The 19185-nt window shown below is 50.8% G+C and carries 19 protein-coding genes; 7 read left to right on the forward strand and 12 right to left on the reverse strand.

What is annotated here, in order from left to right; all coding sequences use genetic code 11:
• Positions 1 to 137: 137 nt before the first annotated feature.
• On the reverse strand, positions 138 to 1721 hold the full coding sequence (cshA, locus tag NNL21_RS07270) for a degradosome RNA helicase CshA (protein ID WP_204822666.1): 1584 nt from the start codon (positions 1719 to 1721) through the stop codon (positions 138 to 140).
• Between the two features lie 187 nt (positions 1722 to 1908).
• Here cshA and NNL21_RS07275 point away from each other — a divergent pair, with 187 nt between their 5' ends.
• The 3 genes from NNL21_RS07275 (at position 1909) to NNL21_RS07285 (ending at position 4455) form a co-directional block, all read left to right on the forward strand.
• Positions 1909 to 2733, forward strand: a complete 825-nt coding sequence (locus tag NNL21_RS07275; RefSeq protein ID WP_256555103.1) for a YitT family protein — start codon at positions 1909 to 1911, stop codon at positions 2731 to 2733.
• Positions 2734 to 2908: 175 nt separating this feature from the next.
• The gene (locus NNL21_RS07280) at positions 2909 to 3103 is read left to right on the forward strand and encodes a hypothetical protein (protein WP_204822665.1); all 195 of its coding nucleotides are present in this window, start codon (positions 2909 to 2911) and stop codon (positions 3101 to 3103) included.
• 164 nt (positions 3104 to 3267) lie between these two features.
• Positions 3268 to 4455 (forward strand): putative glycoside hydrolase, encoded by a 1188-nt coding sequence (locus tag NNL21_RS07285; RefSeq protein ID WP_204822664.1) that lies wholly within the window; start codon positions 3268 to 3270, stop codon positions 4453 to 4455.
• 79 nt (positions 4456 to 4534) lie between these two features.
• Here the strand turns inward: NNL21_RS07285 and NNL21_RS07290 are convergent, their stop codons facing one another.
• The 4 genes from NNL21_RS07290 to NNL21_RS07305 all read right to left on the reverse strand — a co-directional run bounded on the left by NNL21_RS07290 (position 4535) and on the right by NNL21_RS07305 (position 7228).
• Entirely contained in the window at positions 4535 to 4735 is a 201-nt protein-coding gene (locus NNL21_RS07290; RefSeq protein ID WP_204822663.1) for a DUF3906 family protein, read from the reverse strand.
• 66 nt (positions 4736 to 4801) lie between these two features.
• The gene (gene pfkA / locus NNL21_RS07295; protein WP_204822662.1) at positions 4802 to 5770 is read right to left on the reverse strand and encodes a 6-phosphofructokinase; all 969 of its coding nucleotides are present in this window, start codon (positions 5768 to 5770) and stop codon (positions 4802 to 4804) included.
• A 37-nt stretch (positions 5771 to 5807) separates the two neighbouring features.
• Complete coding sequence (locus tag NNL21_RS07300) at positions 5808 to 6887, reverse strand: tetraprenyl-beta-curcumene synthase family protein (RefSeq protein WP_204822661.1); 1080 nt, start codon at positions 6885 to 6887, stop codon at positions 5808 to 5810.
• A gap of 26 nt (positions 6888 to 6913) precedes the next feature.
• Positions 6914 to 7228: a hypothetical protein gene (locus NNL21_RS07305; RefSeq protein WP_204822660.1), complete on the reverse strand. Its 315-nt coding sequence runs from the start codon at positions 7226 to 7228 to the stop codon at positions 6914 to 6916.
• 186 nt (positions 7229 to 7414) lie between these two features.
• On the opposite strand from NNL21_RS07305, the gene NNL21_RS07310 reads away from it, so the two are divergent.
• Together NNL21_RS07310 and NNL21_RS07315 are read left to right on the forward strand one after the other, a co-directional pair.
• Positions 7415 to 8743, forward strand: a complete 1329-nt coding sequence (locus NNL21_RS07310; RefSeq protein ID WP_204822659.1) for a multi antimicrobial extrusion protein MatE — start codon at positions 7415 to 7417, stop codon at positions 8741 to 8743.
• A 9-nt stretch (positions 8744 to 8752) separates the two neighbouring features.
• Positions 8753 to 9952, forward strand: a complete 1200-nt coding sequence (locus tag NNL21_RS07315; RefSeq protein ID WP_204822658.1) for an MFS transporter — start codon at positions 8753 to 8755, stop codon at positions 9950 to 9952.
• A 100-nt stretch (positions 9953 to 10052) separates the two neighbouring features.
• Here NNL21_RS07315 and NNL21_RS07320 read toward each other — a convergent pair whose 3' ends face one another.
• The 6 genes from NNL21_RS07320 to NNL21_RS07345 form a co-directional block, all read right to left on the reverse strand.
• Positions 10053 to 10775: a YebC/PmpR family DNA-binding transcriptional regulator gene (locus NNL21_RS07320; RefSeq protein ID WP_204822657.1), complete on the reverse strand. Its 723-nt coding sequence runs from the start codon at positions 10773 to 10775 to the stop codon at positions 10053 to 10055.
• Positions 10776 to 10949: 174 nt separating this feature from the next.
• Positions 10950 to 12230: a neutral/alkaline non-lysosomal ceramidase N-terminal domain-containing protein gene (locus tag NNL21_RS07325; RefSeq protein ID WP_204822656.1), complete on the reverse strand. Its 1281-nt coding sequence runs from the start codon at positions 12228 to 12230 to the stop codon at positions 10950 to 10952.
• A 25-nt stretch (positions 12231 to 12255) separates the two neighbouring features.
• Entirely contained in the window at positions 12256 to 13605 is a 1350-nt protein-coding gene (locus NNL21_RS07330) for a DegT/DnrJ/EryC1/StrS family aminotransferase (RefSeq protein WP_204822655.1), read from the reverse strand.
• A 107-nt stretch (positions 13606 to 13712) separates the two neighbouring features.
• Entirely contained in the window at positions 13713 to 14624 is a 912-nt protein-coding gene (locus NNL21_RS07335) for an AraC family transcriptional regulator (protein ID WP_204822654.1), read from the reverse strand.
• Positions 14625 to 14788: 164 nt separating this feature from the next.
• On the reverse strand, positions 14789 to 14986 hold the full coding sequence (locus NNL21_RS07340; RefSeq protein WP_204822653.1) for a cold shock domain-containing protein: 198 nt from the start codon (positions 14984 to 14986) through the stop codon (positions 14789 to 14791).
• 75 nt (positions 14987 to 15061) lie between these two features.
• Positions 15062 to 15754: a class I SAM-dependent methyltransferase gene (locus NNL21_RS07345; RefSeq protein WP_204822652.1), complete on the reverse strand. Its 693-nt coding sequence runs from the start codon at positions 15752 to 15754 to the stop codon at positions 15062 to 15064.
• Positions 15755 to 15950: 196 nt separating this feature from the next.
• Between NNL21_RS07345 and NNL21_RS07350 the strand changes: the two genes are divergently transcribed.
• Both NNL21_RS07350 and pepF read left to right on the forward strand, forming a co-directional pair.
• Positions 15951 to 16184: a hypothetical protein gene (locus NNL21_RS07350; protein WP_204822651.1), complete on the forward strand. Its 234-nt coding sequence runs from the start codon at positions 15951 to 15953 to the stop codon at positions 16182 to 16184.
• Positions 16185 to 16634: 450 nt separating this feature from the next.
• Positions 16635 to 18425, forward strand: a complete 1791-nt coding sequence (gene pepF / locus NNL21_RS07355; RefSeq protein WP_204822650.1) for an oligoendopeptidase F — start codon at positions 16635 to 16637, stop codon at positions 18423 to 18425.
• Positions 18426 to 18528: 103 nt separating this feature from the next.
• Here pepF and NNL21_RS07360 read toward each other — a convergent pair whose 3' ends face one another.
• Positions 18529 to 19092, reverse strand: a complete 564-nt coding sequence (locus tag NNL21_RS07360) for a DNA-3-methyladenine glycosylase I (protein WP_204822649.1) — start codon at positions 19090 to 19092, stop codon at positions 18529 to 18531.
• Positions 19093 to 19185: the final 93 nt, after the last annotated feature.

A 19185-nucleotide genomic window follows, 5' to 3' on the forward strand; every position in this document is an offset into this window, starting at 1 on the left:
AGGTTGTCCCTTTATGCCAGCGAACATTTCTTATGATTTGAAATCCGCGGCATAAGGAACTTCCTTGCTTCAATTCAGAAAAAAACCGGGGCATCCATTCCGATCGCTCGGCAGCACGGATAACCCCGGTCCCCTAGTTACGAGTTAACAAAATCGTCGGAGGATGGACGTGGACGACGTGTGTCGCTGCGGCCTTCTCCTCTTCCTTTGTTCTGATTGTCACGGTCGCGGTTATACCCGCTGCTTCCGCTGCTCGAATTGCTGCGTCCGCCGCCATATCCGCCGCGGCTGTCTGAACGGCCGCGTGAAGAGCTGCTTCCGCCACTGCGGTTGCCGCCGCCGAACGAGCTGCCGGAGAACTTGCGTCCGCTGGTGCGGATATCCGGTCTGCGCTTCTTCGCACGAATTGGATCTTCCGGTGTCAATTCAACATTGACATCCTTCTTCTCGCCTGTGATCAGCTTAATCGCAGATGCAAGCAGGTTGACGGAATCGTACTGCTCCAGCATTTGAATGGCAATGCCTTTGTACTCGTTAATCGATTCATCCGATACCAATTCAAGAATCCGCTCGGCAGTCAAACGCTGTTTGCCTTCGATTGCTTCCGCCATGCTTGGCAGAGGCTTCTTCGGAATGCGATGACGCGTCACTTTTTCAATGAAATGAAGATGATCAAGTTCACGAGGGGTTACAAACGACCATGCCGTTCCTTCTTTTCCTGCGCGGCCCGTACGGCCGATACGGTGAACATAGCTCTCCGGATCCTGCGGGAGGTCGAAGTTAATAACATGCGATACGCCTGATACGTCAAGACCGCGTGCCGCAACGTCCGTTGCAACCAGCACGTCAATGCTGCCGTCACGGAACTTACGCATTACCGCGTCGCGCTGGTTCTGAGACAAGTCGCCATGCAGGCCGTCCGCAGAGTAACCACGCTTCTGAAGCGCTTCGCTCAGCTCGTCTACACGGCGTTTGGTACGTCCGAAGATAATGGCAAGGTCTGGCGATTCCATATCGATCAAACGGCTAAGCGCATCGAACTTCTGGCGTTCATGAACTTCGATGTACGCTTGGTCGATCAACGGTACACTAACTTGCTTCGGAATGACCGAGACATGCTCCGGATTCTTGAGGAACTGCTGCGCCAGCTTCTGGATGTTCGGAGGCATTGTAGCCGAGAACAACATCGTTTGGCGGTTTTCCGGAATAAGCGACAGGATGGAAGTAATATCTTCCATGAAGCCCATGTCCAGCATTTCGTCCGCTTCGTCAAGAACGACCGTTTGGACGTCGTCTAGGCGGATTGTCTTACGGTTGATATGGTCAAGCAGACGACCCGGCGTACCGATGATGATTTGGGGTCTTTTTTTCAGGGCCCGAATTTGACGGCCGATTTCTTGTCCGCCGTAAATTGGCAGCGAACGAAGACCTTTGAAACGAGTTAGCTTCCCGATTTCTTCCGATACCTGGATGGCAAGTTCACGGGTCGGTGTCATAATCAAAGCAACGATCCGGTCTTCACTAGTCGGGATTTTGTTAATCAACGGAATGCCGAAGGCAGCCGTTTTGCCCGTTCCCGTCTGAGCTTGACCGATCAAATCGCTACCGGTGAGCGCAATAGGAATGGACTTCGATTGGATTGGGGTCGATTCTTCGAACCCGAGTTCCGTGATGGCCTGCAACACTTTTGGTTCCAAGCCGAATTCAGCAAATGTTTTCAAACTTCTTCAAACTCCTTCTATCTGCATCCTACAGAAAATATACAGTTCATTATAGCACAGTTACCTTTGTGAATACCAGTGAACGGAAAGAACGCATAATAATAGGGTTCGATTCCGCTCGTTCTTCTATTCAACGGGGCGAGCGGCGAGTGACATTACATTTCATTTCCAGAGGTGACGATTTCTGTTGAAAACGACCCGGAACGCATTCGTGATCACGATTAGCGCAGTACTTATCGCCTTTGGTTTTAATCAGCTCATTATCCCCCATCAGATGATCAGCGGAGGAATATCCGGCATCACTATGATTGCCTCTTATGCCACCGGATTAAACATCGCATGGTTATTTTTCGTGCTGAATGTTCCGATTCTGGTTTGGGGATGGATGGTGCTCGGCACCCGGTTCATCGGCTTGAGCGTGTTATCCGTCGTTGCGACTTCGCTGGCTTTGAACCTCATTCCGGTAAACCCCGTTGTTACGGACCCTATTCTGGGAGCTGTATTTGGAGGCGTCATTGTTGGTCTCGGCAGCGGTCTGTCGCTTCGCGAGGGCGGTTCAACCGGCGGGTTCGACATTATTGCCTCGATCTTGTCACGCAAGCGGGACGTATCCGTCGGCATGCTGCTGTTCTTCCTGAATGCCAGTATTATTGCTGCGCTCGGCTTGATGAACCAGAATTGGGACATTGCCCTGTTCTCTCTGCTCTCCATCTTTACGACGGCCAAGGTCATCGATGTGGTATATATCAGACATGTCAAAATAACGGCTTTCATCGTATCGAACGATACCGAAGCTCTTCTCTCGGCCCTGCTGACCCTGCATCGGGGTGTAACGGTGATTCGAACGCGCGGAGGATATACCCAGACCGAACGGGACATGCTGATGACCGTAACGACACGCTACGAGCTCGCAGAGCTTCGTAATCGGATCGCTAAAGCCGACCCGCGCGCATTCGTGAATTTCGTGGAAACCGTCGGCATAATGGGCGACTTCCGCAGATCCGATCCATAACCAAGGAAAGCGCAGTGCCGGCTGTTCTACATATTAGGCCAACCCTGGCATTCATGGAATTTACGGCCTGACACTAGGTTTTTCAATTTTCTACTGTTATAATGGAGCTATCCCGTAGTTCAAAGTTTCATGCCATACGTTTTTGCCCTCCATCATGATGAAAGGGTGATGCTCCATGGATATGGAAACGGTAAAACTGTCGCGGATCGTCGAGAAGCTAGTCCCGGAACTGGTACCCTTTCTCACGGAAAGAGAGCTCAATTTAAACATTGTGCTGCGTGACGGAATGGCACTGCTGGAACCGGAAGACGCGATGGAGATTGTTCATCACAGTATTTGTGAGTACCAAAGAGAAGTGCTGTTGCAATAAGCGATTTTTAAGCAGAGTGGGAGCGGATAACGTTTCCGCTCTTTTTTGTTATTTCCGGTTCGAAAGCTATCCTAGAGGTTTAATTATCCTACAAAATACCTCTGTGCCTCCTTCACAAAGTGATTTATAATTTGGTTGAACAGAGCTTGCGAGGAGAGAACAGAATGGATGTCGTATTTTCCGTCATTATGTTGTTGTACCAATTAGTATCAGGGGGCGGTACGGGAGATGAGACCGCTTCAAAGAGCCATCTGCTCACATCCCTTCTAACATCCGCTACCGCGCAGCAGCCTTCAACCGGTACTACCGGCGAGGCAGTTCCCGGGCAGAACGCATCTGCCCAGAAGAAGGACCCTCAGCCGGATGCTCCGAAAGTTAAGGGCATCTACCTGACCGCGCATAGCGCAGGCGGTTCAAGGCTGGACACGCTGCTTAAGCTGCTGGATGACACTGATTTAAACAGCATGGTTATCGATGTTAAGGACGATGTCGGTTATATTACATACCCGACCACCAATCCCGAGCTATTGAAGTATGGGACGCCCAAGAAGTATATCCGCGACATCGGCGCGTTGATGACCAAGTTAAAGGAGCATGACGTCTACCCCATCGCTCGAGTCGTTGTTTTCAAGGATACGGTACTTGCCCGCAGCCATCCGAACCTTTCCTTCCGTCACAAAGACGGATCCGTCTGGCAGAACGGCAAGAAAGACAGCTTCGTTAACCCCTATATCAAGGAAGTATGGGATTATAACATTGCGGTCGCTAAGGAATCGGTGAAGCTCGGCTTCAAAGAAATCCAATTCGATTATGTGCGCTTTCCCGAAGGGTTCGAGAACAAGGCGGATTCGCTTGTGTTCGACAAGACGAAGGAAAGCCGGGTCGATGCTGTTGCGGGGTTCGTCAAGTATGCGAAGCAGCAGCTGGAGCCCCTCGGAGTAAGAGTCTCGGTCGATATTTTCGGATACGCGGCTTCGGTACCGGCGGCGGAAGGGATTGGACAGGATTTCGTGAAGATTTCCAAGTATGTGGATGTCATCAGTCCCATGGTTTATCCCAGCCATTACAGCACCGGTTGGTATAATGTGAAGGATCCGGATAAAGATCCGTACACGATCATCAAGGGCTCCATGATTGACACCCATAAGAAGCTCGATCCCATCGGATCGTTCAAGCCCATCATCCGGCCATGGATCCAAGACTTTACGGCTAGCTGGCTGGGCAAAGGCCATTATATCAAATACGGCAAAGCTGAGTTGGATGCACAGATCAAGGCATTGAAGGATACAGGCGTTGATGAGTACTTACTATGGAATGCAGGCAATAAGTATACACCGGGCGTTATCTATTAATCTTATATGAGCATGTGAAAAGCGCCCTGCTTCGGGAACGGTCGATATCGTTATCCGAGCAGGGCGCTTTTCATTGCATTTACAGAGCAATCACATATCCGGAACCAGCCTCTGTCCGCTTCTTCTCGACAATCGCAGCGGATATGATTTCGGGCGACTTTATGAAATGACGCGCCACGTGGCTGTCGACATGATCGAATGCCTTCTCGTCCGTAGGCGCGAGTATAATGAGGTATGCGGTTTGGTCCTTTAACTCAATTTCAATCTTATATAGAAACATGATGGCCTCTCTTTCCCTATCGATCACGATAAGCGAATCCGCAGCCCTAGAGCCAAGTCTTACGCCTTATTGGGATAAGCGGCTTGCCAAGTTGTACATTTCCATGTTGAATGGCTTCTTTGTGTTGACCACCAGATCGATATCTGTGACAACAAGCTCTCCATTTATGATGCCGCAGCCTTTGCCGGAATCGCCTTCCATGAGCCTGCGAACAGCAAAATCGCCTAGTCTGCTTGCAAGGATACGGTCATTGTGGGTCGGGCATCCCCCCCGCTGAATATGGCCAAGCACCGTAACCCGCGCCTCGATTCCGTTGCGCTGCGTAATGCCTGCGGCAATATCTTCGCCGCTTCCAGCGCCTTCAGCGACGATAATAATACTATGACGTTTGCCGGACTGGAAATTCTCCTTCATTCTTCTTGAGACAACATCGAGATCGAATGCCACTTCCGGCACCAGAATCGTCTCCGCACCGCTAGCCAATCCAGCGTACAAAGCGATATCGCCGCAATACCGGCCCATGACTTCCACGACCGATGAACGTTCATGGGAAGTCATCGTATCGCGCAATTTATTGATTGCATCCACGACAATGCTTACCGCCGTATCAAACCCGATCGTATAGTCTGTAAACGGAATATCGTTATCGATCGTGCCGGGCAGACCCATCGTCTTAATCCCAAGCTTGCTCAGTTTGTTCGCGCCTTGATAAGAACCGTCTCCACCGATAACGACAAGTCCATCGATGCCGCGCTCACGCAGCACATCGGCCCCTTTCTGCTGGCCTTCCGGGGTCACGAATTCCTTGCAGCGGGCGGTCTGCAGGATCGTTCCTCCGCGCTGAATAATATCGCCCACACTGCGCAAATCCATCGGACGCAGGTCGTTATTCAACAGACCTTGATATCCGCGCTGCACGCCATATACTTCAATCCCATGAAACAAAGCGCTTCTTACAACCGAACGAACGGCAGCATTCATCCCTTGCGAGTCTCCGCCGCTCGTTAGAACAGCGATTGATTTTACAGCTGTCATTACACTCCACTCCTCGACTAACTTTATGTTTGAGCTTCTATGTTTGTTGCTTGCGAATCCAAACGCTGTTTCCCCAGAAAAACAACCGGGTCAACGGACTATTGCGCATCAGCCGTTTGGAGATGCGTCGGACATCGGCCTGCTGCCGGACTTTCGGATCCGACAAATACAAGGCAAGCAGTCCTTCGATAATCATGCGGTGAAAACGCCATGCGGGCAACCGTCGGACATCCTCCCGGGCATGTTGGACAATTTCTCCAATGCGCTCGATAAGGGTAACTTGATCATTGTAATAATTACAGAAATTCAAATCGCCGCCAATCCGGTCTTCCTCCTGATCGATCAAATAATCGAGCAAGATATGAAGACTGCATACATGCGGGAAGTAAGCATCTCGAATGAATCGCGCCTCGCCCTCCGACAGATTCTCGTCGGCGGCCGCCAGGAACAGCATGAACATGCCCAGAGTCGAGCCCGTCGCTGCAGCAAATTCATTCCACTGCAGGTGTGCGTAGCTGCTCCGGTGCTCGTTCCACCACGCCAGGAGCCGAGGCTCCCTCAGATCCTTACGAATATGCTTGTACACCTGCAGGTCGCTGTATAAGGTTACCAGCTCCGTCACGAATGGCCGGGCATGCCGGTAACCCGGCAGTCGGCTGACGCAGCCTTGACAGGTACGAACCAATTCATGCAGGTAGCCTTCATCCAGACGTTCCTCCCGGTGCGCATAGTAATCACGCAGAGGGGCGTCCGGATTAACCGCGTCCAGCATGGACTGATGCAGCAGACGGAAGTCATCCGGATCGAGGGAGGTGCTTCGATCACACAAGTTATCCAGATAGTCGCTAATGGTCTGCAAAGCGACGATAAGCGGGATAAGAATATGCCGCTGTTCTATATTCGCAGCAGCATAGACCGCACCTCCCTCGCAATGAAATTGCTTGCTCGCCATACTGGCCAGCGCCTGCGTGCGCAATTCCGGATCTGGAATGCTCTCTGCGAGGCTGCGAAGGCGATGAAGCTCCCTCCGCACCTCGGGCAGCACATATTTGTATACCCGGTACATTAGTTTGAACGGTGTCCGCGGCACACGGCCGCTTAGAACCAATAACTTCATGTTGGCGCCCTCCTTGACCATTCCGCCTAAGAATGGCGCCGCGGCTCAATCTCTTGATTGATGCGGTACCAAATATGCAAATCGTTGATCCGGCTTGCTAGATCGGCAATGTCCCAATTCAACGTGCAGGATGCCTCGAAGTCTTCTTCTTCGAACAGCATGGCCTGCTTCTCATTAATGATCCGCTCAAACCGAATAACCTGATCCGGTATCGTTCCCCGTATAATTTCCCATCGACCGACTATGGAAGCACGTTCATCTTCGGTGTAACACGCCCATTCCCGGGTAAGCTCCGGAATCGCGATACCAAGCCGTTCATTATAAACGAATAAAGAGTTCACGCGATAAACCTCCACCGAATTAATGTACCATTTCAGACCGTACAAATCTAGTTCGAAAACATGTTCGCGCCGCTCTAATAGCCTCGTAATGATTGGAAAAACTTTAGCCACTCACGAAAAGATCATCCGTACTCCGTGCTTTTCCATGCTATACTGATGTACATACCATTAAAGGAGTATCAGCAAATGATTCAACAGCCCAATACGGTGACGATGAGACGGCTGTGGTCGTTCTTTCTTCCGCTTGGCATATCGGCAACTCTCGTTACCATCTCCCATGTCATCATTAACAGCACCTTGTCCCGCGGGGAAGATCCGGAGCGAATCATTGCCAGCTATGCGATTGCGATGAGTCTTCTCGTAATTACGGAGAAGCCAGCCGTTCTGCTCCGGCAAACCTGCTCCGCCCTCGTTCGGGATAAACGTTCGTTTCGCGCGATGCTGCGAGTGGGACAACTCGTGTTCACCGCAATCATGGCGCTTGGCTTATTCATATGCTACACCCCGCTTGGCGAGTGGATCTTCTCCGGGCCATTCGGTGTAAGCCTGCCGCTCGTACCGGATGTGATCGACGTCTATCAAGTTCTGATGTTCGTCAGCTTCTTCTCCGGTATCCGCTGTCTATACCAAGGCGTCATCATCTATAATTTGCGCACAAAATGGCTCACCATCGGCATGGCCGTAAGGCTTATCGGGATGTATCTGCTCTCTCGATACTTCATACATACAGGAGTCGATAGCGGTACGGTTGGCGCGTACATCTTTCTCTTCGGTATGATCATCGAAGCGGCGATTAGCTTCACGGAGGGCCGGCTGCTTGTGAAGCGGATGCCCGATAAGGAACCTGCTCACCAGATCGAGACGGGTAAGCAGGTGTTCTCCTTCTACCGTCCCATGCTGCTGTCGACGCTCATTGCCGTCTGGATCGGGCCTTCCATTAATGCGCTGCTGGGCAAAACAACCGATGCCTCTCTATCGATCGCATCCTTCGCCCTCGCAGCCAGTCTCGTTGGTCTGGTCGTTAGTTTCTTCAGCTACTTCCACCAAATCGTGCTCAATTTCTATAAGATCGACCGCGCGGCCGTCAAGCGCTTCACGCTCGCATTCGGCTTCATACCGTCTATCCTTATTGGTCTTCTCGCATTCACGCCTGTCGGAGGCTTCATTCTCGAAGATATCATGGGAGTGCAAGGACGCCTGAAGAGCGAGAGCTTAAGCGCGCTGAGAGCGTTCTTCTTATTCGCTCTGGCAACGCCTTGGCTGGATGCGTTCAATGGCATTATTATGGTGCGGGGCCATACACGCGTTATGCTTGGTTCGCAGAGCGCCAATCTTTTCTTCACCGTTTCGACGATGCTGCTGCTCGTATTCCTCTCCCCCGGCTGGAACGGTACGATTGGTGCCTGGGCCCAATCCATTGGGGTTGCCGCGGAATGTGCTTTCGTGGCTTTTGCAATCAAGCGCGGCAGCCGAATCAACCGGGCAATCGCCGGAAAAGTAACAGATATGGAGTGATTCATCAGCATGGAAGCATCAACAGCGGCGAATTCTTCCGCTTCAACAACTGCCGGGAAAGAGACGACCGTTCTTCGAACGTTTACCTTCAGCTCTTATATGACGATGGCAATGGTCGTTTCCTATTTCCCGCTCTACTTTCTCGATCAAGGCTACACGGAATCGCAAATCGGCATTCTATACTCAACAGGACCCTTCATCTCAATCTTTGCCAATTTGATACTCGGTATAGCCAGTGACAGGTATCGCACCATCAAAAAAATAATGATCCTGCTGTTGTTCGGACAGCTCGTCATGGTATCGTTCCTATTTACGACGGATTCGTTTATTGCGGTATGCTTCATTATGACCGCGTTCTACTTCTTTCAACAGCCCATGAACCCGCTAACCGATAGTCTCATTCTGCTATCCAGCCAATACACGGGAACCCCATATGCGCTTGTTCGCATATTCGGCTCTCTCGGATTCGCCTCAGCCGCTTTCGTATTCGGACAGCTGCTTAGGCAAACCGGTTCATCGGCAACATTGATTATATGCGCATTCACTATTTTGGTTACGCTTTTGTTATCCTTCAAGCTCAGGGATTATCAAGGCTCCTTGCGCAAAATGGAATTCGGCGGGTTCTTCAAGCTGATCCGCAAGCCGGAAATCGTCACCTTCTTCGTATTCGTGCTGATTATCTCCATCGCACACCGGATGTACGAAGGCTTCCTTGCGGTAACTCTCCGTCAGATGGGCGCCAGCGATTCACTAGTCGGCATTGCATGGCTGATATCGGCAACAAGCGAAATCCCGATACTATTCCTGCTCGGCAAATACGGGCATAAATTTAAGGAACTGCCGCTGCTTGCGATCGCCAGTCTGATGTATGCCGTCCGCTTCTGGCTTATCGGCCATATTACATCGCCGATGTGGGTAATCCCTATCCAATTGATGCATAGCGTAACGTTCGCTATTTATTTCGCAACGGCCCTCCGGTATATTTCAACTGTCATTCCGGATGAATACCGTGCTTCCGGACAAGCCGTATATGCCGTCGTATGGTCCGGATTTGCCGGAATCGTAAGCGGAACGGTCGGCGGAAGCATCTACGAGCATTTTGGCAGGGGCGCATTCTTTCAGTTAGCCATGGTATTGGCTCTCGTCGCTTCGGCTGGATTTATGGCCAAGCATTTTCTCAGCCGTCCCCCCAAAGACACGCTGCTATAAACAGGTCCTGCCAGCGCCTTCCTGCTGCGGTCCTCATTCTACAAACAAAGACACCCGTTCGCATCCGGGTGTCTTTGTTGTTTCTGGCAGTATAGCTCGTCTATTCTTCGACAATCTCGAAATTAACATATACGTCTTGAACATCGTCATTATCGTCGAATGCGTCCATCATCTTGCTTAGCTTATCCGCATTCTCCCCTTCAGCCGTCACTGAAGTTTGCGGCAGCCACCGCACGCCTGCAGTCGTGAATGCGAACCCTTCCTTCTCCAGCGCATTCTTGACCTGCTCGAATTCATGCGGATGGGTAATAATCTCGAAGCTGTCTTCGTTGACAATGACATCTTCCGCTCCGGATTCCAATGCCTGCATGATCATCGTATCCTCGTCAGTCTCGTTATCCTCGCGGTCGATGACGAGCAGCCCCTTCTCATCGAACATATAGGATACACAGCCGCTCTCTCCCATATTGCCGCTACGTTTATTGAATATCGAACGTACGTCCGCAGCCGTCCGGTTACGGTTATCCGTCAGGCATTTCACCATAATGGCCACACCGCCCGGTCCGTAGCCCTCATACATGATCTCTTCATACTCCACATTATCCGCGTTTCCGACCGCCTTCTTAATGGCACGCTCGATATTGTCGACTGGCATCTGCTCTGCGCGCGCAGCTGTGATCGCCGTCTTCAGCGCAAAGTTGGCTTCCGGATTCGGGCCGCCTCTCTTCGCATGGACATAAATTTCGCGTGCAAGCTTCACGAATTTATTATTTTTAGCCTGGTCGGCTTTACCTTTGCGATCTTTAAATAACTTAAACTTCATCTTCGTATCGCTCCCCTGACATGTCATTTGCACCTTATATTTTAACATTATCGGCAAGGACGGGTCAAAGCATAAAAAGGATTGCCGCATATACGGCAACCCTTGTACGAATCATTCACTGCCCGATAACCTTGAAACGGGATCAATCGCTTGTCGGACCTGTATCCATCATTCTTATGCATGTAGAATCATTCCGTGCAGCACTCCTTTAATACGGGATTCAACATCGGATGCAAAGGGGGCCGGATACCCGAACACATAACCGGAGCTGACGCTTTCATAGCCGCCTTCCTCGATCTGCGCCGCTGTAGGAACATAACCAATCATTCCGTTGCTGTAGCCAAGCGGCAGTATCTTTCCGGCAGCCATACGCTTGACCCATAGTCCGTATTCCACCACCATCTCTCCATTCATTCCCAGGAAAGAGAGCCCGTCAGCAAGCTTGAGCAGCTGTACCTTCAGAGCGGCACTGTCCTTATGCGGGAGTGAATCGGCTAGAAGCATGGCTTTCCATGCATCCACGAGCTCGCCTTCCTCTGTACCGTATCCTCCGAAGGGCAGTGGCCGGAACGGCAGCTCCACTTGTGCAACCCATCCTTCAATGATGGCCGGTTCCAGCCGCGTCATCGGGCTGTTCAAGATGCTCTGGACCGCCTCAGCGAGTAAGGCTCCGGATCTGGCGATGTCTTCTTCGTCTCCGCGATAGAACGCTCCGTCCTTGCTCAAGGCAGGGCGAATATCCCCGCAGAAGCCCTGAAGAAAACAGCTCACCCCCTCGCCCCATTCACGGTCCAGCAGCTCCATAGTCGCTCCGCAGAATTCCGATGTGACCCGGTTAGCGCCTGTAGTGGTCGGGTGGCAGGTGAAGTGGAACAACAGACCTTTCATTCTGCCGTCCTCCGTCAAGCATCGGATTACCGTAACCTCGTCATCGCTCGCGCCCTCCGGGTTGGGCGCAAACTCAACAGTACCATGCGCAATCCTGCGGCGGTTAATCCCAATCCCTTCGCAAATACCGGTTCCCTTCTCCAGCGTTACAGCCTCCAGATTGGCATGCGCAGCTGCAATCGCCTGTTCTACCGCGCGTTCCAAGAAGGGGATATACTCAGCGGACATTACACCAACAAGCGGACTGAATTCATCCGTCGTTTGAGGCCCGCCATGCGTATGGGAAGCGTGAAAGAATACATGCTCCGGAGCAATTCCCCACTGCGCTTGAATGCTGCTTTTCAACACGTCTACATGCCTGGAGCCCCAAGTAATAAGATCGGCTTGAACAACCAGCGCTTGACGCTTCTGCCTTCCATCGCTTGCTTGCTGTTCAAATAGCCATACCCGTACATACAAGGGCCTTGCTACCTCCTCATATACATCCCTGCGATCCGAAAAGCCCGCAAGCGGAACAGAAAAAGGCGGTGTAATATCCAGTTTGGCGGTACCGAGCATCAACTTCATCAGATAAGATCCCTCCTGTCATCATTTAGTGGCGATTCGAAATGACAGCGGAGGATAAGTTCCATTTCCCCATCTGCTGCGGATTGCCTGGATCCATCTCCAGGAGCTCCTGATAGTGACCGATCACCTTGCGAAACGCCTGTACATATTCATCGATAATGCTCGCTTTGTCATGCTTGAACCAAGGAATCGCGAATACGCGGACATTCACATGCTCGGTTACATCCAGACTTCCCGCTTCGAATCTGACATCTCTGGCAGAATTCGCGATCCGCGTCGGTTTGCCGTGTCCGTATAGATCGGCATCATGGAATATAGGGTGCTGATGAAGAGGGAGATTGCATCCCGGATAGCAGCCGGCCGCCCCTTCTGCTTGAAGCGCTTCGCAGAAGCGTGTGATGGACAAGCCTCCTAATTCATCGCTGACGTAGAAACCATGCGGGCTGTACCAGCCTCCCATGCTGCTGCCCGAGCCGCTTGACGGCCGATGTGCGCGAATGCCCGGCAAGTCCTCCAGCTGATCCCAGAAATAATTCATCGCCTTATCAATCTGCGCAATACGCTGTTCATAATGCTTCAGCTGCACCCTTCCTACCGCGGAGCTCATCTGATGCATCCTGAACTTGTACCCCCCTAGCGGCAATCCCGCAAAGGGCTTCAGCTCCTCCGAAACGATATGGGCGCCATATCTTTCATAGTGGCCGAAGGCAATTGCCCGTTCATAGATCTCGCGATCATTGGTGACCAGAATCCCTCCTTCGCCAATCGCAAACGACTTGCCGGTCATGAGTGACATCGCGCCGACATCGCCGATTGTCCCAAGCTTGCGCCCCTTATACAATCCGCCCTGAGCATGAGAAACATCCTCGATAACTTTCAGGTTATGCCTCCGCGCTATTTCCATAATCCGATCCATATCGGCCGGATAGCCCATATAATGAACCACGACGATCGCTTTCGTTCGTTCCGTAATGCGATGCTCGATATCATCGGGATCCAAGCCCAGTGAATCCGCTTCCACATCGGCAAATACGGGTGTGCCTCCCAGGGAAAATACCTGCAGTGCGGTTGCCCAGTAGGTCAGGCTTGGACATATAATTTCATCCCCGACGCCGATCTTGCAGGCATACATGGCTGCATGGATCGAAGCCGTACCCGTATTGAAGGCCAGCGCAAAATCCATCTTGAGCCAATCTGCAAACTCTTGCTCAAACTGCAGCGTTACATCGGTACCCGACATGTTTCCGCTGCGGAGTACAGCGAGAACAGCGGCTTCATCCTCCTCGGTCACGATCGGCCATTTGAACATCTCATAATGGTCTGACCTGACGGCCGGATGGCCTCCGAATAGAGCTAATTTATCATGTGCACTCATGTCTACGTCTCCTCGCAATCCGATTTGATACGTAGATTGTAAGGGATAACCGGCTTCCGATCAGGTCAAATGTTATCGGTATCGTCTCAATATTTAGTCTGCTCCTGCTATAGTCCGGCCGTAGAATCAGACTCGTGTTGTTTGCTGCGATATTTGGACGGCGACATCCCCTTCTTCCGGAGAAATACACGGGAAAAGGTTTTAAAGGAGCTGTATCCGGCTTCCCCGGAAACCTCCAGAATGTTCATCCGGGTGGAAACCAGTAAGCTGCATGCCATTTCAATCCTTAGCTCATGCAAATAATCCGTAAACGTCATGCCGGTTATTTTTTTGATCATTTTGCTTAGGTAGGGAGTGCTGACATCGAACTGCTGCGATAATCCGCCCAAGGACATATCCATTAGAAAATGGCTGTTTATATAATGAAGCACCTGCGTTATCTTGCTTCCTAGCAATCCTATATTCGAGTAGTTTAGAGGCTCCGCCCTGGAGTCCTTCCCTCGATCGCGGCCTTGGCTTCTTGCCAGTTCGATAAGAATCTCAACCAGCTTCGAGCGGATATAAGCGTGTCTGAACAGCCGGTCCGATTCAAAGTCCTTGAGTATTTCATGAAACAACCGTTCCACCAGATCGGTCTCGGTCTTATTTAATTGAAAGCTGGTATGTTGCTCCCGGCCGGAACCAAAGTAAAAATAACGCTTCAGTTCATATTCCATCCCGGATTCCAATAAGATGTCCATATCAAACATCAGACTGAATTTGGTGTAGGGCTGCCTTTCTACGATCCTTGTTTCGTGAATCCGGTGAGGCAGCTTGCAGATGACCGTTCCCCGCGAAGCCTTAATTATCTGCCCATCGACCACATCTAACGCGCTGCCCTGAACATAGAAGGATATTTCATAAAATTGATGGTGATGCGGAAGAACGGCGGTTAACTGTCCCGTTGTCAAATGCATAACAATAGGAAAGGGGACCGTCTCCTGCGTAAGACTGATTTCATTCGTCGGATATTTGGTCAAAGGAGCCCACCTCCTTAGCGAATGCACGATTTGTCCATCATCTTATCACAACCCTGGGAATGCGAAAATATCGAGATATGGGCATAAAAAAAATCCCCGACATGTCGGGGATTTTATATGCGCTACTACACTTGTTTATAAGATTGATCGGTCTAACCGTGCTCTTACAACTTCGTGACGTTAGCTGCTTGTGCTCCGCGGTTACCTTGAGTAATATCAAATTCAACCGCTTGACCTTCATCCAAGGACTTGAAACCATCGCCTTGAATAGCAGAGTAATGAACGAATACGTCTTCTCCGTTCTCTACTTGGATAAAGCCGTAGCCTTTCTCTGCATTAAACCACTTAACTGTTCCTTTCAAATGAACAACCTCCTAAAATAACCGCCGTTGAACGACGAGTATCCCAATTATACAACTACTGGGTATTAATTGCAATTAAAGCTTTATTTTCAATCCGTGTATGGAACCTGGAATAAAGGGCAGCCGGCTTTGGAATAACTCCGGTCGGCCGCCATGCTTGCGGATCTCCTCCATTATATGTTCCATCTGCGGATATGGATCCAGCCTAAGTGAAATTAATGGGTAGATAAGGACGGTTCCGCGGCTCACCCGCATCATCTCGCGCACGGAATCCAAATGGAATTGTTCATTGAATTGATCGGCATATAGAAATAGAAAATGGCTGCAGAGCACAAGATCGAACCGGCCGTCTTCGAACGGAAGCTTGGGTAAACCGCCCGGGATATAACATTCACGCCCTCTTATGTCAGCAGCATGCGAGGCGAATCGCTGGAGCGAAGCCTCTCTGCCGGCGCGGTGCCGCTCTAAATCACCGTAATACGTCCAGTCGTAATGCTCTGTAAGACCGGCCAGCTTCCTAGTTGACGTCTCGATCTCCGCTTCAGCTTCTGCAATCCAGTGCTCGAAGTCCCCCTTGTATCTGGGGTCTACAGCATATGCCGCATATCCTCGCTCTCTGGCCTCCGCCGTAAACGACGAACCGCCGCCCGCGATATCCAGCGTCTCCCCCTGCGCTAGCTCATCCTCCAGAAGATTGAACATTCTTACATACTCTTCATAACTCCGGCATGTCATTGCCACACCAATTTGCTCGTACGCTCGTTTCATCGCACTCTCTCCTCCGCTCGTCTCAGCTCTTCTCCATTCCAGCCTTCTGCGAATCCGAATGGCTCCCCCGTAGCGCTAATATATGTATGCCTAACTGGGATTTCCACATTTTAACATAGGATCAAGTTGATTTCTACCCCCTCTTATCGCTATGATTGTAAGGATATGATGAACGATAAATGGAGGTCAAAATCAAATGTTCAAGAAGCATCAAATTTATAAAACCGACAAATACAATATGCTTACCGTCGAGGTACAAGGTAAAACGTTGATCGTACGGGAAATCTCCGATCAATGGGGCGAGGAATGCCATACGTTCGTAAGCCGACCGCAGATGCTCCACTGGGCAGAGAACCGCTTCCGTCCACAGGACTTTGTCGGCCGCGAAGAAGAACTGCAATCCATTATGGAAGGTTTCCGAGCTATATAAGCGCGCCTTAAAGCAGGAATAATCATCCAAACAGCGAACATAAGAAGTACAGGACCTGCATAGGTTTTGCGGAGGGAGCGTAAAAGTCCGTTGGATACAACTGCTACTATTATTTTTATCATCTCCTCGTTTGCCCTTGGCGTCATCGTCATCATGCAGCGAGACAGAGTTCCTGTGCATTTGCGCAGATGGATCGCGCTTTCTTCCATCGTGTTCATTGCATTCGCTTTTTTCCTTATTGTTTACAGTTTGGCAACTATGGGGTCATAATGAGGACGTAACCGGGTCAAACTAGGGGCAAATCTAAAATTGGAGCGTGATTCCATTTTGAAATGGCTTTCCCTTCTTTTGTCCCTGTCCCTGCTGCCAAGCGCTGCTCTGCTACCGAATCACAAGGCGACATCTGCCGCAGCGGCCTCATCCACTATATATCAACCGAGGAGGATACCGATGAATCAATTACCGAAACGATCCGAAACCGCTGCTGAGCACAGCTGGAAGCTGGAAGATTTGTTCGCCAGCCAGTCCGCTTGGGACAAAGAGTTTGCAGAAGCGAAGGAACAGATGAAGCAGGTTGCCGCATTCCAAGGTAAGCTGGCAGACCCGAATCAACTGAAGGCTTGCTTCGAGCTTGAAGACGACCTGTCCCTTCACGTTGAACGGCTGTATGTGTATGCCAATATGAAGCACCACGAGGATATGGCCGACCCTACCTATCAGGCCCTCTCCGATAAATCCAAGAAGCTGTCCGTCGAAACAGGTGAAGCCCTATCCTTTGTAACGCCTGAAGTGCTCAGCTTGTCCGATACAGATCTGGAATCGTTCATAACGAATCCGGAGCTGGCCAAGTACCGCCAAACCCTGGAAGAGATGCGCCGCCAGAAAGCCCACGTGCTGTCCAAAGCGGAAGAAGCCCTGCTCGCGCAGGTAGGCAATATTAGCCAATCCGCAAGCACGGTTTACAGCATGTTAAACAATGCCGATATGAAATTTCCGAAGGTGAAGGACGAGAACGGCGAGGAAGTCGAGCTGACTCACGGCCGCTACATACAGTTTCTGGAGAGCAAGGACCGCGATGTACGGAGCGCCGCATTCAAGGCCATGTATGAAACATACGGTAAGCTTAAGAATACGATCGCATCTACGTTAAACGCCAATGTGACGAAAAATATATTTTACTCCCGCGCACGCAAGTATCCGTCTGCCCTGGAGATGTCGTTATACGGCGACAATATCCCGAAGAGCGTGTATACCAATCTAATCGATACGATTCACAAATACCTGCCGCTTATGCACCGTTACATGGAGCTCCGCAAAAAGCTCATGAAGGTCGATGAGCTCCATATGTACGACCTGTTTGCGCCGCTTGTTGAAGAGTATAAGATGGACATCAGTTTCGAAGAGGCCAAACAGACAGTGAAGGAAAGCCTGAAGCCGCTTGGCGAGGACTACTTGAATGTACTGCAGCAGGGCTTCACCGACGGCTGGATCGATATTTATGAGAATGAAGGCAAGCGAAGCGGCGCTTACAGCTGGGGGGCATACGGCACCCATCCTTATGTGCTGCTGAACCATAAAGACAATCTGAACAGCATGTTTACGTTGACTCACGAGATGGGCCATGCGCTGCATTCCTACTACTCCGACAGTAATCAAGACTATCGTGACGCACAGTATACGATCTTCTTGGCCGAAGTAGCTTCCACGCTCAACGAGGCGCTGCTGATGGATTATATGCTGAACAAGTCCACAGATGCGAAGGAAAAAATGTATTTGCTGACGTACTATGCCGACCAATTCCGGACGACCGTTTTCCGTCAAACCATGTTTGCGGAGTTCGAGAAAATCATTCATGAGAAGGCCGAGAGCGGCGATTCGCTCACGCCGCAAGAGCTTAGCAAAATCTACTACGACCTTAACGTCCTCTACTATGGACCAGGCATGGCCATGGACAAAGATATCGAGATGGAATGGGCGCGTATTCCGCACTTCTATACAAGCTTCTACGTGTATAAATATGCGACGGGCTTCTCGGCAGCGACCAGCTTCTCGAAGCAAATCCTCGAGGAAGGCGCGCCGGCAGTGGAACGCTATCTGGGCTTCCTGAAGAGCGGCGGAAGCGACTTCTCCATCAATATCTTGAAGAAGGCCGGCGTCGATATGTCCACGCCGGAGCCGATCGAGCAGGCGATGAGCGTCTTCGAAGATCTGATCAGCCAGATGGAGCAATTAACCAAGTAATATTCAAGCTTCGTTATCAACGAAGCCCGCGGGTACTACGACAAGACCACTTTGCCATGGACATGGATGTCCGGACAAAGTGGTCTTATTTTTTCTTGCCCGTTCATTGCTCCTTCTCATAGCAAAAGCAGCTCTCTACGTGGTCGTTCACCATGCCGATCGCCTGCATGAAGGCATAGCAGATCGTGCTGCCGACGAATTTGAAGCCGCGCTTCTTGAGATCCTTGCTCATGGCATCCGAAATGCTGGTTTGCGCCGGTACATCCTTCAGCTCTTGCCAGCGATTGCGGATAGGCTTGCCTTCTACAAAGCTCCAAATATAACGGTCGAAGGTGCCGAACTCTTCTCTGACGCGTATGAATGCACGAGCGTTGCCAATGGTCGAGGCAATCTTCAGCCGATTGCGAATAATCCCTTCATTTAGCAGGAGCTCGTCCGCTTTCGCATCGTCATACGCCGCAACCTTCTCAAAGTCGAAGTCGTCGAACGCTTGCCGGTAGGTTTCCCGTTTCTTGAGCACGGTGTACCAGCTCAACCCGGCTTGTGCGCCTTCCAGCGTTATCATCTCGAACAGCTTCTGATCGTCGTGTACGGGCACGCCCCACTCCTTATCGTGGTAGGCAATATATAATGGATCCTCATTCACCCAGCCGCATCTTATGTTCATGTATCCCCCTCCAGCATTATGTATAAGAACATAAGTTCTTATCACTTCACTATACCACTACCGCTTCTATTGAACAAGACGAACAAGCAGCGC

It is taken from the genome of Paenibacillus mendelii (genome assembly GCF_024498075.1).
Classification (GTDB): Bacteria; Bacillota; Bacilli; order Paenibacillales; family Paenibacillaceae; genus Paenibacillus_Z; species Paenibacillus_Z mendelii.

What these genes read in the sequence shown, in the direction of transcription:
- NNL21_RS07280 (WP_204822665.1), top strand. Translation starts at nt 2,909, where the DNA reads ATGGATATGGAAACGGTAAAACTGTCGCGGATCGTCGAGAAGCTAGTC.
- NNL21_RS07285 (WP_204822664.1), top strand. Translation starts at nt 3,268, where the DNA reads ATGGATGTCGTATTTTCCGTCATTATGTTGTTGTACCAATTAGTATCA.
- NNL21_RS07290 (WP_204822663.1), bottom strand. Translation starts at nt 4,735, where the DNA reads ATGTTTCTATATAAGATTGAAATTGAGTTAAAGGACCAAACCGCATAC.
- pfkA (WP_204822662.1), bottom strand. Translation starts at nt 5,770, where the DNA reads ATGACAGCTGTAAAATCAATCGCTGTTCTAACGAGCGGCGGAGACTCG.
- NNL21_RS07300 (WP_204822661.1), bottom strand. Translation starts at nt 6,887, where the DNA reads ATGAAGTTATTGGTTCTAAGCGGCCGTGTGCCGCGGACACCGTTCAAA.
- NNL21_RS07310 (WP_204822659.1), top strand. Translation starts at nt 7,415, where the DNA reads ATGATTCAACAGCCCAATACGGTGACGATGAGACGGCTGTGGTCGTTC.
- NNL21_RS07315 (WP_204822658.1), top strand. Translation starts at nt 8,753, where the DNA reads ATGGAAGCATCAACAGCGGCGAATTCTTCCGCTTCAACAACTGCCGGG.
- NNL21_RS07320 (WP_204822657.1), bottom strand. Translation starts at nt 10,775, where the DNA reads ATGAAGTTTAAGTTATTTAAAGATCGCAAAGGTAAAGCCGACCAGGCT.
- NNL21_RS07325 (WP_204822656.1), bottom strand. Translation starts at nt 12,230, where the DNA reads ATGAAGTTGATGCTCGGTACCGCCAAACTGGATATTACACCGCCTTTT.
- NNL21_RS07330 (WP_204822655.1), bottom strand. Translation starts at nt 13,605, where the DNA reads ATGAGTGCACATGATAAATTAGCTCTATTCGGAGGCCATCCGGCCGTC.
- NNL21_RS07345 (WP_204822652.1), bottom strand. Translation starts at nt 15,754, where the DNA reads ATGAAACGAGCGTACGAGCAAATTGGTGTGGCAATGACATGCCGGAGT.
- NNL21_RS07350 (WP_204822651.1), top strand. Translation starts at nt 15,951, where the DNA reads ATGTTCAAGAAGCATCAAATTTATAAAACCGACAAATACAATATGCTT.
- pepF (WP_204822650.1), top strand. Translation starts at nt 16,635, where the DNA reads ATGAATCAATTACCGAAACGATCCGAAACCGCTGCTGAGCACAGCTGG.
- NNL21_RS07360 (WP_204822649.1), bottom strand. Translation starts at nt 19,092, where the DNA reads ATGAACATAAGATGCGGCTGGGTGAATGAGGATCCATTATATATTGCC.